The 14,571-nt window shown below is 57.6% G+C and carries 15 protein-coding genes, 2 pseudogenes and 1 riboswitch; of the genes and pseudogenes, 10 read left to right on the forward strand and 7 right to left on the reverse strand.

Features of this window, described 5'->3' with window-relative positions:
- The first annotated feature begins 217 nt into the window (after positions 1-217).
- The 8 genes from AC6I77_RS22485 (at position 218) to crcB (ending at position 7,086) form a co-directional block, all read left to right on the forward strand.
- Positions 218-1,216: a YncE family protein gene (locus AC6I77_RS22485; RefSeq protein ID WP_085016771.1), complete on the forward strand. Its 999-nt coding sequence runs from the start codon at positions 218-220 to the stop codon at positions 1,214-1,216.
- 152 nt (positions 1,217-1,368) lie between these two features.
- Entirely contained in the window at positions 1,369-2,529 is a 1,161-nt protein-coding gene (locus AC6I77_RS22490; protein WP_085016770.1) for a TDT family transporter, read from the forward strand.
- On the forward strand, positions 2,526-3,125 hold the full coding sequence (locus tag AC6I77_RS22495) for a uracil-DNA glycosylase family protein (protein WP_085016769.1): 600 nt from the start codon (positions 2,526-2,528) through the stop codon (positions 3,123-3,125). The genes AC6I77_RS22490 and AC6I77_RS22495 overlap by 4 nt, the downstream gene beginning before the upstream one ends.
- 49 nt (positions 3,126-3,174) lie before the next feature.
- A riboswitch (Fluoride riboswitch) is annotated at positions 3,175-3,244 on the forward strand.
- A gap of 78 nt (positions 3,245-3,322) precedes the next feature.
- Positions 3,323-4,231, forward strand: a complete 909-nt coding sequence (locus AC6I77_RS22500) for a DHHA2 domain-containing protein (protein WP_085016768.1) — start codon at positions 3,323-3,325, stop codon at positions 4,229-4,231.
- Positions 4,228-4,653, forward strand: coding sequence for a universal stress protein (locus AC6I77_RS22505; RefSeq protein WP_085016767.1), 426 nt, complete (start codon positions 4,228-4,230; stop codon positions 4,651-4,653). Before AC6I77_RS22500 ends, AC6I77_RS22505 begins: the two co-directional genes overlap by 4 nt.
- A 15-nt stretch (positions 4,654-4,668) precedes the next feature.
- Positions 4,669-5,958, forward strand: coding sequence for a phosphopyruvate hydratase (gene eno / locus AC6I77_RS22510; protein ID WP_085016766.1), 1,290 nt, complete (start codon positions 4,669-4,671; stop codon positions 5,956-5,958).
- Between the two features lie 43 nt (positions 5,959-6,001).
- Positions 6,002-6,709 (forward strand): 2,3-bisphosphoglycerate-dependent phosphoglycerate mutase, encoded by a 708-nt coding sequence (locus AC6I77_RS22515; RefSeq protein WP_085016765.1) that lies wholly within the window; start codon positions 6,002-6,004, stop codon positions 6,707-6,709.
- A gap of 2 nt (positions 6,710-6,711) precedes the next feature.
- Positions 6,712-7,086 (forward strand): fluoride efflux transporter CrcB, encoded by a 375-nt coding sequence (gene crcB / locus AC6I77_RS22520; RefSeq protein WP_010260804.1) that lies wholly within the window; start codon positions 6,712-6,714, stop codon positions 7,084-7,086.
- 167 nt (positions 7,087-7,253) lie between these two features.
- On the opposite strand, the gene AC6I77_RS22525 is transcribed toward crcB, so the two are convergent.
- The 5 genes and pseudogenes from AC6I77_RS22525 to AC6I77_RS22545 form a co-directional block, all read right to left on the reverse strand.
- Positions 7,254-7,655 (reverse strand): VOC family protein, encoded by a 402-nt coding sequence (locus tag AC6I77_RS22525; protein ID WP_085016764.1) that lies wholly within the window; start codon positions 7,653-7,655, stop codon positions 7,254-7,256.
- A 125-nt stretch (positions 7,656-7,780) separates the two neighbouring features.
- Entirely contained in the window at positions 7,781-9,898 is a 2,118-nt protein-coding gene (locus AC6I77_RS22530; protein WP_110412210.1) for a tyrosine-type recombinase/integrase, read from the reverse strand.
- Positions 9,898-10,884: a tyrosine-type recombinase/integrase gene (locus AC6I77_RS22535; protein ID WP_085016762.1), complete on the reverse strand. Its 987-nt coding sequence runs from the start codon at positions 10,882-10,884 to the stop codon at positions 9,898-9,900. The genes AC6I77_RS22530 and AC6I77_RS22535 overlap by 1 nt, the downstream gene beginning before the upstream one ends.
- A 73-nt stretch (positions 10,885-10,957) precedes the next feature.
- Positions 10,958-11,185, reverse strand: a pseudogene (locus AC6I77_RS22540) (Y-family DNA polymerase); the annotation flags it as partial.
- A 2-nt stretch (positions 11,186-11,187) separates the two neighbouring features.
- Positions 11,188-11,565, reverse strand: a complete 378-nt coding sequence (locus AC6I77_RS22545; protein ID WP_497817400.1) for a S24 family peptidase — start codon at positions 11,563-11,565, stop codon at positions 11,188-11,190.
- A gap of 731 nt (positions 11,566-12,296) precedes the next feature.
- Here AC6I77_RS22545 and umuD point away from each other — a divergent pair.
- On the forward strand, positions 12,297-12,746 hold the full coding sequence (gene umuD, locus AC6I77_RS22550; RefSeq protein WP_497817401.1) for a translesion error-prone DNA polymerase V autoproteolytic subunit: 450 nt from the start codon (positions 12,297-12,299) through the stop codon (positions 12,744-12,746).
- Between the two features lie 8 nt (positions 12,747-12,754).
- Positions 12,755-14,030: pseudogene (gene umuC / locus AC6I77_RS22555) on the forward strand (translesion error-prone DNA polymerase V subunit UmuC).
- A gap of 51 nt (positions 14,031-14,081) precedes the next feature.
- On the opposite strand, the gene AC6I77_RS22560 reads toward umuC, so the two are convergent.
- Together AC6I77_RS22560 and AC6I77_RS22565 are read right to left on the reverse strand one after the other, a co-directional pair.
- Positions 14,082-14,306 carry a hypothetical protein gene (locus AC6I77_RS22560; protein ID WP_497817402.1) on the reverse strand — a complete coding sequence of 75 codons (225 nt, stop codon included), beginning with the start codon at positions 14,304-14,306 and terminating at the stop codon, positions 14,082-14,084.
- Between the two features lie 17 nt (positions 14,307-14,323).
- Entirely contained in the window at positions 14,324-14,566 is a 243-nt protein-coding gene (locus tag AC6I77_RS22565; RefSeq protein WP_497817403.1) for a hypothetical protein, read from the reverse strand.
- Between the last annotated feature and the right edge of the window lie 5 nt (positions 14,567-14,571).

The following is a 14,571-nucleotide window of genomic DNA, read 5'->3' on the forward strand; positions in this document are numbered from 1 at the left end:
AATGAGCAACTATTCCTCATGGACTGAAATCCAGAGCCCCACTTATTCAGCCTTAAATTGCTGCAGTTTACCTCCGCTCAGAGCATAAAGAAGTGAACTGGTAAGACATAGCCGGAAAATCGATTTCCCTGAGAGGGGGTTATCTGCCACGCTTCTTCTGAAGCCCTTAAGCGGGCAATGAGTCTTATCCCTTACCACCCCCTATGCAGGAAAAATGATGATAAAAAAATACAGGATCCCGGGACTGACCGCGGTGGCGCTTCTTCTCATCAGCACCCTCGCCGGTGCCGCAGAGGCGCGCTGGACGTTTGACGGCGATATCCACAACAATTCTCTTGCTGTCAGTCCCGATGAAAAAACGGCGGTGGCCTCCTACAGTGAGCGCCCTGACGTGGTGGTTTACGACCTGGTTAACGGCAAAGTCAGAAAGGTGCTGAAGGGATACGTCACGCCCCGCAATGCGCTTTTCTCCCCCGACGGGAAGGCTGTATATCTTTCAGACAGCAGCCTCGGCGTGGTCAGAAAAATCAGCACCGGGACGCTTGACGTGGAGACCACGCTGCCGCTGGGGGCCGGGGCATTCGGTACAGCCATCAGCCGTGACGGTCAGCGTCTGTATGTGAATAACGAAGCCGCCAGCACACTCTCGGTGTATGACCTGACCCACAACCGGCCCGTTTCGGTTGTGACGGGTTTTGCTCAGCCCCGTCAGGGCATCAAAATCAGCCCGGACGGCAAAACCGTCTACGTCACCAACTTTAAGGGCGATAAAATCACCCTCGTTGACGCCGTAACGGGTGAGATTCGCGGCGAGATAACCGGCTTCAGCAAGCTGCGCGCCATTTCTGTCAGCGCCGACGGCCGCACGCTTTACGCGGCTAACAGCGGGAGCAACACCATCGCAGTGGTTGACACGCAGAAGCGCGCCATTACGGCAACCATTCCCGTGGGGCAGGACCCTTACGGTGCCGCCCTGACACCGGATAACCGCTATGTTTACAGCGGCAACCTGGGTGACAACAGCCTCTCCGTTATTGATACCGCCGCCGGTAAGGTGGTCGCCACTGTTACCGGACTGGATGCGCCCCGTCAGGCCATCGTTTTCAGTAAAGACAGTGCCCGCGCGTGGGTGCTGAATAAAGACCTCAGTATTTCGGTGGTTGACCTGAAACAGAACCGCGTCACGGCCACGATTAAAAGCCCGCCGAAGGCCTGATTCAGTCCCTCCCTCACTCCGGTGCAGTAACAGTCTTTCGCAGGGTGAGGGAGGATAAACCACTTTTACAGATTTATTTTAGCTGAATAACCTGTTTTAAAGATTTACGTCTGCATGCCTATACTGTTTCTGTTTACACAGGAGATCCCGGCATGAACGATAAAATATTTACCCTGCATAACGGAGCACGCCCGCTGAGCGCGCTGAGCAGCCCGAAAGAGGCCATACGTCAGTTCACGCCAAACTGGTTCGCCGCCACCATGGGAACCGGTATCCTGTCGCTGTCTCTGGCGCAGTTCCCCTGGCCGGTTCCGGGATTGCGCCTCGTCGCGGAAGGGCTGTGGATGTTTAACATCCTGCTGTTCAGCGTTTTTGCCGTGATGTATCTGGCCCGCTGGGTCATGTACTTCGGTGAGGCAAAGCGCATCTTCGGCCATTCAACCGTGTCCATGTTCTTCGGCACCATCCCGATGGGCATGGCGACCATCATCAACGGCCTGCTGGCGTTCGGTCTTCCCCGGTGGGGCGCAGACGTCATTCCGGTGGCGCACGCCCTGTGGTGGCTGGACGTGGCGATGTCGCTGCTGTGCGGCGTGTGTATTCCTTACATGATGTTTACCCGGCAGCAGCACAGCATTGACCAGATGACGGCCGTCTGGTTACTGCCGGTTGTGGCTGCCGAGGTCGCGGCGGTCAGCGGCGGCCTGCTGGCGCCGCACATTGCCGACACCCACGCGCAGCTCGGCATCATTATTACCAGCTACGTGCTGTGGGCTTACTCCGTACCGGTGGCGCTGAGCATCCTTGCCATCCTGCTGCTGCGTATGGCCCTGCACAAGCTGCCGCACGAAAGCATGGCAGCCTCAAGCTGGCTGGCCCTGGGGCCGATTGGCACCGGTTCGCTCGGTATGCTGGTCATCGGCGGCGATGCGCCCGGGGTGTTTGCCGCGGCGGGCATGCCGGAAATCGCTCACATCGCGCAGGGCGTGGGGTTCGTTGCCGGCATTCTCTTCTGGGGCTGCGGCCTGTGGTGGATGCTGCTGGCCACGCTGATAACCGTGCGATACTTTCGTGAAGGCATTCCGTTCAACCTGGGATGGTGGGGCTTTACCTTCCCGCTGGGCGTGTACACCGTCGCCACGCTGAAGCTGTCCACCCTCGTTGACCTGGCGTTCTTTAAAGGCTTCGGCGCGCTTCTTGTCGTCATGCTGGCCGCCATGTGGCTGCTTGTCGCTGTGAAGACGGTGCGCGGGGCATGGAGCGGGAAACTCTTTGTTTCCCCCTGCCTGGCAGGCCTGGACCGGAAGTCGTGAGTGAAACCTGCACGTCGCTGCTGGACCCCTTTCTGCGCGAGGAGCGCCTCGCGGCGATTACCGCGCCGCACGTAGCCGCGCTGAATCGCTGGGTCAGCGGGCAGCGTCAGGCCGGCGTGGAACTGCCGTGGTTTGATCCGGCCGACGGCGGGACCGGGGCCGGACTGCTTGTCCTGCTGCAGTCGCCGGCGCGCAGCAGCCCGTCACCCCGGTTCGTTTCGCGAGATAACCCGGGGCCGGCCCAGCAGAATCTGGGGCGGTTTCTGGCGGAGGCCGGTATTGCGCGCCGGGACAGCGTGCTGTGGAATACGGTGCCCTGGGTCAGTGACGGGCCGCAGAAACGGCCCTCAGCGGCGGACATCCGCAGCGGCTGCGCCTGGCTTGAGGGCGTGCTGGCGTATCTGCCCGCGCTGCGCGTGGTGGTGCTGGCCGGTGCCGTAGCGGCGCAGGCCCGCGGGACGGTCAGCTGCCTTCGCCCCGGCGTCACGGTGCTGACTATGCCTCACCCCAGCCCGCTGTCGCTTTGCACAAGCCCGGCAGTGCCGGAAAACATCCGCCAGGTGCTCCGCGAGGCACGCACTGCGCTGGCGGGCTGAGAGCGCCGCCGGAATAATACTGACAGGTTTTGCAACCGGCTCTATACTCACAGTACAGGGTGATGGCGTTCCACCCTTCCCAACCGCTCCGTTCAGGAGCTGATGACGCCTGATGTGACTCTTGATTTTCAGGAGGTGCGTCAGGCCGTCCTTACTTTCCTCCCGGCCTGCGTACTTCCCTCTATGGGGAGAGACCTGTGATACACGTTTTTGGCCACATTAATCCTGACAGCGACGCCATCTGCACGACCGTCGTCACCGCACACTGGCTGACCGGGCGCGGAATGGATGCCCGCGCATGGCGTCTCGGCGAGGCTAACCGGGAAACCCGCTTTATCTTTGACGCCGCCGGCCTCACGCTGCCGCCGCTGCTCGCTTTTCCGCTAAAGGATGAACGGGTCTGGCTGGTCGATTTCACCGAACCGGCACAGGGGCCTGACGACCTGCTCCGGAGCAACGTCGTGGGCATCACTGACCACCACCGGCTGGGCGGGCTGATAACGCAACTGCCGCCGGAGGTACATATTCGCCCGGTTGGCAGCAGCGCCACGCTGCTCTGGCTGCTGATGGACGCAGAAGCGCGCCGCATGCTGCCCCCGACGCTCGCCGTGCTTCTGCTGGGCGCACTCCTGAGTGATACCGTGAATCTTCGCTCGCCGACCACCACCGAAGACGATATCCGTTCGGCGACCGAACTGGGCGCACTGTCTGGCGTAAACCGCAGAGCCTTCGCCCGTGACCTCCTCACCGCAAAAACAGACGTCAGCGGCCTCAGCGCACAGCAGCTGCTGGACAGGGACCTCAAGGCCTTCGTCATTGCCGGCACCGACGTGCGCATAGCCCAGATTGAGGTCAGCTCACCGTCACAGGTTGCCCCCGTGATGAACGACCTGCTCGCAGCACTGGCGTATCTGGCAGACCAGTCGGGAGCTGGCCTGGCGGTGCTGATGCTGACCGACATTCGTACCGGGTTCTCAACGCTTTACTTCGCCGGGCGGGAGAGCGTTAACGTCGCCTCCTGCTCCGTACCGGGCATGCTCAGCCGCAAAAAGCAGCTTCTGCCGTGGCTTGAGTCCCGCCTTAACCAGAACGGAGGTTCATTATGACCTGCTACACCCACGCACTGATACTTGTGAACGATAAAAACGACGGCACTCTTCTGCTGAAACGGGCGGTCGCGCTGGCGCAGCCGCTCGGCATGAAAATCACCCTGGCGCACATCAGCGACGACTACCGGGAGATGAACTACGTGTCTGACAGCCTGATGGACGACGTCGTGTCGGAGGAGGTGCTGAAAGGCAAAGCGTTTATGAGTGAGCTGGCGGCCTCCGTGCCTGAGACGGTAGACACGCGGGAGCTGGTGACCATGCGCCGCGTTGAGGACGTGGAGAAGTGCATCGCGGAGCTGGGCGTGGACCTCGTGCTTGCCGGGCACCGAAACCGCTTTATGGGAATGCTCACCTCCCGCTCGGCGGACTACATCAACCACCTTACGGTGGATGTGCTTATCACTCACCTGACTGACTGAACCGGGAGAAACACCATGCGCTTTACACTGGATAACGTAACCGCCCGTGAAATTCTTGACTCGCGCGGCAACCCCACCGTTGAAGTTGAAGCCCGGACTACGGACGGGATGATGGCGCGCGCCTCGGTGCCTTCCGGGGCCAGTACCGGCTCGCGCGAGGCCGCAGAGCGCCGCGACGGTGACGCACACCGTTTTGGCGGTAAAGGCGTGCTGGATGCCGTCAGGGCGGTTAATACGGAAATCTGCCAGGCCGTGCGCGGCAGCGACGTGCGCGAACAGCGTCAGCTGGACAACATCATGCTGGCGCTGGACGGCACGGAGAACAAGAGTCGCCTGGGTGCCAATGCCATTCTGGGCGTGTCGCTGGCGGTGGCCCGGCTGGCGGCACAGGCCTCCCACGAGCCGCTGTGGCGCTACCTGGGTGGCCTGCAGGCGAACCTGCTGCCCGTGCCGTGCATGAACATTATCAACGGCGGCGTGCACGCCCGCGGTCAGGGCGCGGACTTTCAGGAGTTCATGATAGCCCCGCACGGCGCACCCACGCTGCGCGAGGCCGTACGTCAGGGCAGCGAGGTCTACCAGGCGCTGCGCCAGATCCTGCTGGACAACAACCTGTCGGCGGCAGTGGGCGACGAAGGCGGTTTTGCGCCCGCCGTGTCGTCAAACCGCGACCCGCTGGCGTTTATCGTACAGGCCATTGAGAAAGCCGGATACCGGCCCGGAGAAGACATCAGCATCTGCATGGACCCTGCCTCAAGTGAGTTTTTCGCAGACGGCAAATATCATCTGCGCACCGAGGGCAGCGCGCTGAGCGCGGCGGAAATGACGGCATACTACGGCGAGCTGATGGACCAGTTTCCCGTCATCCTGCTGGAAGACGGCCTGGCCGAGGACGACTGGGCGGGCTGGAAGCATTTGCACCGGCAGCTTGCGGGCAGGGCCGAACTGGTTGGTGACGACCTGTTTGTCACCAACGTGAAGTATATCCAGCGCGGCATTGACGAAAACCTCGCCAGCGCCGCACTGATTAAACTCAATCAGATAGGCTCGCTCAGCGAAACGCTGGACGCCGTGGCGCTCTGCCAGCGGCACGGCTGGGGCGCGTTCATGTCCCACCGCAGCGGGGAAACCACGGACACGTTCCTTGCCGACCTGACGGTGGCCCTGCGCGCGGGACACCTGAAAACCGGCGCGCCGTGCCGCGGCGAACGCGTGGAAAAGTACAACCAGCTGATGCGCATTGAGCAGGCGCTGGGTGACGATGCGCACTACGCGGGGCTTCATGCGTTTGTGCGCCGCACGTAGCACATCCGCCGGACGGTCCCCGTCCGGCACAGAAGGAATGCCTGTGGCCTCTGCAACGCTGATCCTTTTGCGTCACGGCGAAAGCCAGTGGAACCGGGAAAACCGTTTTACCGGATGGACAGACGTGCCGCTGACGGTCAGGGGGCGGCAGGAGGCCGACCGGGCCGGTGACGCGTTGCGGGCAGCGGGCCTGATGCCCGACCGGGTCTTCACCTCGGTGATGACACGCTGCGTTCACACGGTCTGGCGGGTGCTGGACCGTCTTGACCGCAGCTGGACGCCCGTGGAAAAGAGCTGGCGACTGAATGAGCGCCACTACGGGGCGCTGCAGGGGCTGAACAAGGACGACGCTGCCCGGATAATGGGGGAAGAGACTGTCCGGCTCTGGCGCAAAAGCTTCAGCGGCATTCCGCCCGCGGACGCGGAGGCTCCGGCGCAGCTGCGTCGGGATCTGCGCTACCGCCGCGTTGCGCTGGCCGACCTGCCTGCAACGGAAAGCCTGGAAATGACGCTGCGCCGCGTCATGCCGTACTGGCAGCATGCTGTGGTACCGCAGTTACGCTGCGGAAGTTCCGTTCTGGTTGTGGCGCACGGCAACACGCTGCGCGCCCTGACCGCCTTCCTGGACGGCATGCCTTACGACAGCGTGGCACAGCTGCACATCCCGACCGGCGTGCCGGTCGTATATCAGATGGATGCGGCCGCCCAGGTCGTGTCCCGTGATGTTCTGAATATTAAAAAAAAGGAGTGAACGTGAATCAGCTTTTTGCCGTCATCACCGGCGGTGCTTTAGGGTGTGTTATCCGCTGGCAGCTGGGCGCGCGCCTGAATGCGCTTTTTCCGGACCTGCCGCCGGGGACGCTGCTGGTCAACCTGCTGGGTGGATTTATCATCGGGGCGGCCCTGGCGTATTTTCTGCGCCATCCCGGCCTCGATCCGGCCTGGCGGCTGCTCATTACCACCGGGCTGTGTGGAGGAATGACGACCTTCTCCACATTTTCAGCTGAGGTTTTTGCCCTGCTGCAGTCAGGCAGCTATGCCTGGGCAGCCGCCTCGGTGCTGATACACGTGCTGGGTTCGCTGGCCATGACGGCGGCCGGATTTTATATCATGACGCTGTGTGGTTAACCCGGACCGTACGGCCTTTAATCCAGGCGAGACCTCAGTGCAGCGACCGCTGCACTGAGGTCAGACAGTTCAGTATATTGTTCAGAAGCGCTCTCTGCGGGCCTGACCCGACAGGGTTTACGCCTGTAATGCTTCTCGTAAATCCGGGGCACTGTCGTGACAGAGTTTCAGGTCTGTCTGTTCTGGTAAAGGTCCCAGCGATTGCCATAGATGTCCTCAAACACGACAACCATTCCGTATTCTTCCTCCCGCGGCTCCTGACAGAAGTGGACGCCTTTTGCCTTCATAGCATTGTAGTCGCGCCAGAAGTTGTCGGTCTGCAGGAACAGAAAAACCCGTCCGCCGCACTGATTGCCGATAAAGCCTTCCTGCCGATCGTTCGACGCGCGGGCAAGAAGAATAGCACAGTCGCTGTCAGGGTCCGGCGTCACCACGACCCAGCGCTTACCCGGCTGCGGCGTGTCCTCAATCAGGGTAAAGCCCAGCTTATCGGTGTAATACTCAATTGCACGATCGTAGTCATCGACCACAACAGCCACATACCCCATACATCGCTTCTGTTTTCTCATCTGCTGCTCCATCAGTTACGGCATCACGCCCGCTATAATCAGATTTATATCAGATACGACGTTCGGTCGTCTGTACTGACTCTGCGCTGACACCCTCAGGCCGGACATTGTAAGCATCTGATCCGTCAGGATTGTGGATCCAGTCTTGTAAGAACCCGCTCAACCTTTTCAGCATCCTGCTCCAGTATGGATCTCTCATCGGGAGTGAGCGGAACCTCTTCGAGGTAACGCCGGATGGATGCTTTACTCTCCATTATCAGCCCGCGCGCGCTGTCTTTAAGCAGGTTAAAATCGCAGCCGATGCAGGCCATCCGGTGCTGACAGCTGCTCCAGAAAGGGTTCGTGCAGTATGAGTCACCCAGATCATAGTACGTCGCGGGTCCGGTCAGACTGGCGGCTTCCGGATCGTGGTCAATCAGCACGCTTATCATATGAGAGACCCTGTCGGCTTTGACGAACGAAGCGGCCAGCTGAGTCGGACGTATACGAATATAATGCAGGGTTGACTGTGGGGATGAATGGCCGGACCACTGCATCAGCTCATGTAAAGACATCCCCCCGGCAACACTGGCCAGTGCTGTAACGGCAGAAGCACGGCCGCGGTGGCTGGTAATGGGACCGCGTGAATCTTCCACAGACATACCCGCTCTGGCGCAGAGAAGCGGAATGACAGTGAGATTTATTATGTTTCTTCCCACCGGTTTACCCCGGTTCTGAAACAGATAACGAACTTTTTCACCGGTGCGTTCATCCGTAAATGCTGCCTGCTCCTGAGGACGCTCACTGAGCCAGATATCGACATATTTTTTCACAACAGACGAGACTGGCTTAACAAAAGCTTTAGACGTTTTGCCGGCTGGTACGCTGAGATAGCACAGAGTACCGGCCGGGACAGGGCTGCTGTTTTCCTGCAGAATGTCATCCACCTGTGGGGTAACGCAGTTCATTGTCAGGCGCAACAGCTCGTTCTGTCGCAGCCCGGCATGCGTCCAGATAACCGCCATAGCCTGAAGCATAGACAGGGGATAATGAATTTCGCTCAGCAAATCTTCCTGACGCAGGTTCAGACTCGCCCAGACCAGTCTGAGCCAGACCGGATCATCAATAACGCGGGGGCTCACGCCCTGACGAAACAGCGGTGTATCAGGCGTGGACAGATGGCGGGCCGGACTGAACTTTAATCGCCCCCATCCCCAGCTTTCATAATCAAGCATAAAACGGCGAATGGCATAAACAAACCGGCTGCGGGAATGCGGCATCAGGGGTTCTCCTGAGCGTTTTGATTGTCTGCCCCCTTTCTTTGTATCCAGTGACAGCTCGTCTACTTTCAGTCTGCCGACCATTGCAATAAAGCTGGCGCAGGTTTCCATTGTCCAGTCAGAGGGCTCGCATATTTCCGGCTTTTCCCGGGCAAGCCACAGGCCACAGCGGAGAATAAAACTGTACTGAGTTTCTCTGGAGCGGGGGCGGAGTACCGACGTTTCCCGCCACATCCGGCACCACCGCGCCCAGTCAGGTGCGATACCTTGTGTTGGCTTTTCATGCCATTCCTGATAGTTACGCATTCTCAGGGGGCTCTCTATAATTCCCATAGCAGCAAGCGCACAGGATATTTTCCCCGTAGCTCTTGCGATTCCCCGGTCGTGGCAGTTCTGCCCCCGCCACAGGAGGTCTGTCGTAAAAGTTTCAAGACGCGGGTCGTTGTTCATCAGCATCAGTACACCCAGCATACCGGACATATTGTGCTTCTGATTCTGCCCGGCATATCCCATTGAGATCAGAACGTCTGTCAGCCGGTTAATTTCATGACTGACAATACTCCGGCCATATATAGCACTGGCGTACAACGACGGTGCGCCATGCACTGGCAGGCTGAGCGGAGAAGAAAACGGACCGAGATGAAAGGCAAAAGCAGCAAGCAGGGGCCTGCCGGAACAGTGTTGCTCACAGAGCGTTAACCATCTTTCCTGCGTCCACTGCCAGCAGGGCTGACCCGACCGGTGCGTTTCTGCAAGAACGGCAAGGAGGGTAATTCTGGCAAGTCTGACACTGATACTGCTTCGTGAGGCAATGTCCTGCAGAGGCAGCAGCAAATATGGCAGGGAATCTGGCCGATCGAGCGCAGCAGACCGCCGGTAGCCTGTACGTATCGCGTCTTTTTCCTCAGGACTCAGCGCATCGCTCAGCTGATAATCTGTGCGTTTGAAAGGTATATAAGTGACTGTGTTTTTTTTTCCACTCATCAGTAAGCCCCCGCCTGAAAAATAAGGCCAGCGATTTTCCTGTCGGTTTCAGCTACGGCTGCGGTTATCCGGCCAGACAGATCGGACCCTGACAGATGGATATAAATCTGTGTGGTGCGCGGATCTCTGTGTCCAGCATAAGTCGCCAGCTCATGCAGCTTCCAGCCGGCCCGAGCCAGATGGGTCAGGCGAAGATGGCGAAAGGTGTGGGTTGTAATCTGTGGAAGCCCCGTATCCAGAGCCCATCTGCGCACGGTTTTACTCCAGCTCCACACAGAAAGAGGAGTGCCGTAATTACGATCAGAAAATGAACGGAACAACGCCCCCTGTGTCCGGCCAGCCCGCTTCAGCTGCCGGAAAAGGTTTGCCAGTACCGGCGTAATGTCCGGACCATAGCACACAACCCTTTCACGCCGGCTTTTCGTTGTTTCCGGGCGGATACGGATCAGGCGATGAGCAGGGTCGATATCCTCAAGCGTCAGGGCTGTCACCTCTGCACGGCGGAGTGCACCAAAATAGGCCAGTGCGAGCATCAGCCGGTCCCGCAGGGAAGCAGCTGAAACATGTTTAAGAAATCTCAGCCATTGTTCATTGTCAGGTATTACAGGTAAGCGGGTGATACGCGGGACAAGCCCCCGCCCGGTATAAATGGCACCCGGTAAACCCGCGCGGGGTAGCGGATTGAGACTGCATATATCCTGATAAACAAGAAAGTCATACCAGAGACGGATAGCAGACAGGCGCAGCTGGAGCGTGGCACTGGCCGCAGGGTAAGGCATGCCAGGCAGCTGAGGGCGGATGTAGGCGGCGAGGTCTTCAAACCGGGCTTTTTCAGGTTCAATTCCGTTCTCGCTGCAGAACGAAAAGTAATGATGAAGGGCGCTACGGTAGGCGGTGAGTGTGCCCTGCGCCCGCCCGAGATCGGATAACAGTTTCAGCCAGCGCTCTGCCAGCAATAGGCTTTGTTCATTCGGTGGGATCAGCATCGTGTTCTCCTCTGACAGCAATATCGCTGCTCAAAGTTTACTCACTCAATGTTGCATTCCACTTAACTTACTACAGTTCGTAATTGGAACTGAACACGTGCACGCCGTTCTGCCTGAAGAAACGCTCATTCAGAAACAGCGGCGCCGCCATTTTTATCCCGAGGCGTTTTGCCTCTGCTGAACGTGCGATCACGCAGCCATCATTATTCGAAACGACGACGATAGGTTTACCCCGCAGATCGGGCCTGAATACAGTTTCACAGGAGGCATAGAAGTTATTGGCATCAGCCAGCGCAAACATGCTTATTCTCCCGCCGGTCCGTTAAAACCGATCCCGGCCACATCGGTCAGGGCATAGGCCACCACACCCCACACGGGAAGAGGCTGGCTTACATCGAGCAGCACAACGGTTTCGTCGGCATCCAGCGCCTGCAGGGCAGGAACCGGGTTAAGAAGCAGCCGCCTCAGCGTCAGCTCACCGTCAAACTCTGCAACGATAATCTGGCCATGTGCCGGCTTCAGTGCGCGATCAATGGCCAGTACAGAGCCTTTAACAATTCCGGCGCCGGCATAGTCCGATTCACTACGCATCAGATAGGTTGAGTAAGGAGAAAGATATACCAGATCGCCCAAGTTCAGGCGCGTTTCATTGTAGTTCTGAGCGGGGCTCTGAAAGGCCATTGCAATGCTCCGTTCTGACCAGCTTTTCAGCCTTATATGGTGAATCTCATGGGATCTGCGTATTCATTATGCATACGTATTTTTTATTGCTGCCTACAGTATATTTCACTATCCATGCAGCATCAGCAGTAGGTGTCTGAATGAAGAAAAACTGCACAGGGCAATAGCGTAACGACAGCTTAAATTCGTCTCTTTTTGGGAGACTGCCATCCGGGTTAATGTAGTTCAGGGCAATAAATTTTGATTGCGGAATGAACAGGATAATTAAAGAATACAGGAGCTAAAATTCTCTTCCCTGAATATACAATTGTAACGCTCGCCGCAGACACGGCTGAGGCGTACCGCAGCATAGCGAGGAACGAACAGCCGTGATGAGGAAGCGTCATATCACTGATGCCGACATGGATTGATTACGCCCGGTACATTTATTCTGCAATATGATAAAAGCAAAACTTCATGAGGGCCGGTTCACAAATCTATAGCCGCAGGCACCCTCTTATATATCCGACTCTGATCTCAGACAGTGGCGCAACCTTACGGCATCTGTATAAATATCCCCATTAGTCAGACAGATGGCATTGCTTTTACACTTCTCCGCGCGACTCCCTCTTGCCAGATATTTTCGCCTCAATAATACTGTACATATAAACAGTAAGTAACAGGAGGAATTTTATGCGCAATTTCATCAGCACTTCTGCAGTCATGCTGCAGCATATCCAGGATACCTGGTCATGAACACGGCCAGTTATGCCGCTGGCCTGACACCACTCTGGCCACCAATTTTCACACCCCGCGTACCAGTGCCTCTGTATGCCGATCCCTGTGCCGCAGGTTTTCCCTCTCCCGCTCAGGATTACGTTGAGAAAGAGCTGGATCTCAATGAACTCTGTATTCGCCGGCGTGCTTCAACATTTTTCGTCCGTGCCAGCGGGAACAGCATGCGGGATCTTGGCCTCTGTGATGGTGATGTCATGGTCGTCGATCGGGCTGAGCAGGCATCTCACGGCGATATTGTGATTGCCGAGGTTAACGGTGAATTTACGGTCAAGCGCCTGCAACTGCAGCCCACCCTGGCATTGCTGCCGATGAATCCGGCCTACCCGGTAATTTATCCGGAGGAACTGCAGCTGCTCGGTGTTGTTACCTGGTTTTTTAACAACACCCGCGCACGCCGGAGGTGATCATGCCCATGTTTGGCCTGGCCGATGTAAATTCATTCTATGCCAGCTGCGAGGCTTTGTTTCGCCCTGATCTGCGCGGTAAGCCTGTTGTGGTTCTTTCGAACAACGACGGCTGTGTCATTGCACGCAGCGCCGGTGCAAAAAAACTGGGCATAAAGATGGGTGCACCGTGGTTCCAGATAAAAAATCAGGATTTTGCCGAGCGCGTACATGTCTTCAGTTCGAACTATGCGCTTTACCACAGCATGTCTCAGCGCGTCATGACCGCGCTGGAGGAGATAACGCCCCGCGTGGAGCAGTATTCCATAGACGAAATGTTTCTGGACCTGACTGGCATTGATTTCTGCGAAGATTTTGAACATTTTGGCCGGCGCCTGCGCGCGCACGTGCTGGCCACGACAGGCCTCACTGTCGGCGTAGGTATGGGTCCGACAAAAACCCTGGCAAAATCGGCGCAGTGGGCCAGTAAAGAGTGGCCGCAGTTCCGCGGTGTACTGGCGCTGACGCCGGGCAATCCAAAGCGCACCGCTACCCTGCTGGCCAATCAGCCCGTGGAAGAAATCTGGGGCGTTGGCCGGCGCATCGGCAAACGTCTTAATCTCATGGGCATTGAAAATGCTCTGCAGCTGTCACGCGCCCACCCTGCCCTGATCCGTAAAAACTTCAGCGTGGTGCTGGAGCGCACTGTAAGGGAGCTTAACGGGGAATCCTGTATCCCGCTCGAAGAGTTCGTGCCGGCAAAACAGCAGATCGTCTGCAGCAGGTCTTTTGGCGAAAGAATTACGGCTAAAATGCAGATGCAGCAGGCGCTGTGTCAGTACGCAACCCGCGCCGCGGAGAAACTCAGAAAGGAGCGGCAGTTTCTGCCGGCGCATCAGCGTCTTTATCCGCACCTCGCCGCATGCGCAGGGTGAGATATTTTATGGCAATAGTGCAGGTGAGAGCCTCACACTTCCTACCCAGGACACACGCGACATGATTGAAGTTGCCATGCGATCTCTCGACCTCATCTGGCTTGAAGGGCGACGTTACATGAAGGCCGGGATAATGCTCGATGACTTTACGCCTAACGGCGTCAGTCAGCTGAATCTGTTCGATGAGAATAAGCCACGTGCAAACAGTGTCCAGCTGATGAAGGTTCTTGACGGGATCAATCAGTCCGGGCTGGGCAATGTGTGGTTTGCCGGTCAGGGCGTAAATACAGAATGGAAAATGAAGCGGGACATGCTTTCACCGGCGTGGACCACGCGATGGAGTGACATCCCTGTGGCTCGCGTGATGTAACCTGAACCTGCAGGGCACAGCTGACAAACGCATATCTGCTGCCCTGCCTTCTCAGGAAAATTGCTGCCATAACTCATCCATAATGATCAGGTGGTTGCCCGGGCGCTTTCCGCGGAAGTAGCGTCCGCGAGGAACCCTGTCCTTACGCGAAAGCTGATTAAGCCAGTCATCGAAGGCCGGGCGGCGCCTGCGGACGGGCCCCTTAAACATACAGGCTGACTGGGTAACCGTTTTGAAGACAATTCCCGGCTCACGCATCTGCGTCAGCATTTCCATTAAGCTCCCGGTATCCTTCATTTCTCAGAACTCTTTTTCTTCCAGCCGCCATTTGCCAGGAAGGCCGCGCGCGAAACGCAGGCCCCCCATAGTAGCTGCATGCCGATTTTGATCAGTTCACTGGCATCATGCATGAAAAAAAGCGGCACGATAAAGAGCGTGCTCAGCAGAAATCCCCATTCAGCGGCGTTTTTTCTTTCATGCGGGCTGAGTTTACTTAATCCAAAAAAGCCTGACAGTAGTTGCCTGATTTTCGTCATTATGA

Source organism: Pantoea sp. X-Soil-ISGK-259 (assembly GCF_059730705.1).

Excerpts from the sequence above, each read along its gene's own strand:
- AC6I77_RS22485 (WP_085016771.1), top strand. The coding sequence starts at position 218 with ATGATAAAAAAATACAGGATCCCGGGACTGACCGCGGTGGCGCTTCTT.
- AC6I77_RS22490 (WP_085016770.1), top strand. The coding sequence starts at position 1,369 with ATGAACGATAAAATATTTACCCTGCATAACGGAGCACGCCCGCTGAGC.
- AC6I77_RS22505 (WP_085016767.1), top strand. The coding sequence starts at position 4,228 with ATGACCTGCTACACCCACGCACTGATACTTGTGAACGATAAAAACGAC.
- eno (WP_085016766.1), top strand. The coding sequence starts at position 4,669 with ATGCGCTTTACACTGGATAACGTAACCGCCCGTGAAATTCTTGACTCG.
- AC6I77_RS22525 (WP_085016764.1), bottom strand. The coding sequence starts at position 7,655 with ATGAGAAAACAGAAGCGATGTATGGGGTATGTGGCTGTTGTGGTCGAT.
- AC6I77_RS22530 (WP_110412210.1), bottom strand. The coding sequence starts at position 9,898 with ATGAGTGGAAAAAAAAACACAGTCACTTATATACCTTTCAAACGCACA.
- AC6I77_RS22535 (WP_085016762.1), bottom strand. The coding sequence starts at position 10,884 with ATGCTGATCCCACCGAATGAACAAAGCCTATTGCTGGCAGAGCGCTGG.
- AC6I77_RS22545 (WP_497817400.1), bottom strand. The coding sequence starts at position 11,565 with ATGGCCTTTCAGAGCCCCGCTCAGAACTACAATGAAACGCGCCTGAAC.
- umuD (WP_497817401.1), top strand. The coding sequence starts at position 12,297 with ATGAACACGGCCAGTTATGCCGCTGGCCTGACACCACTCTGGCCACCA.
- AC6I77_RS22560 (WP_497817402.1), bottom strand. The coding sequence starts at position 14,306 with ATGGAAATGCTGACGCAGATGCGTGAGCCGGGAATTGTCTTCAAAACG.
- AC6I77_RS22565 (WP_497817403.1), bottom strand. The coding sequence starts at position 14,566 with ATGACGAAAATCAGGCAACTACTGTCAGGCTTTTTTGGATTAAGTAAA.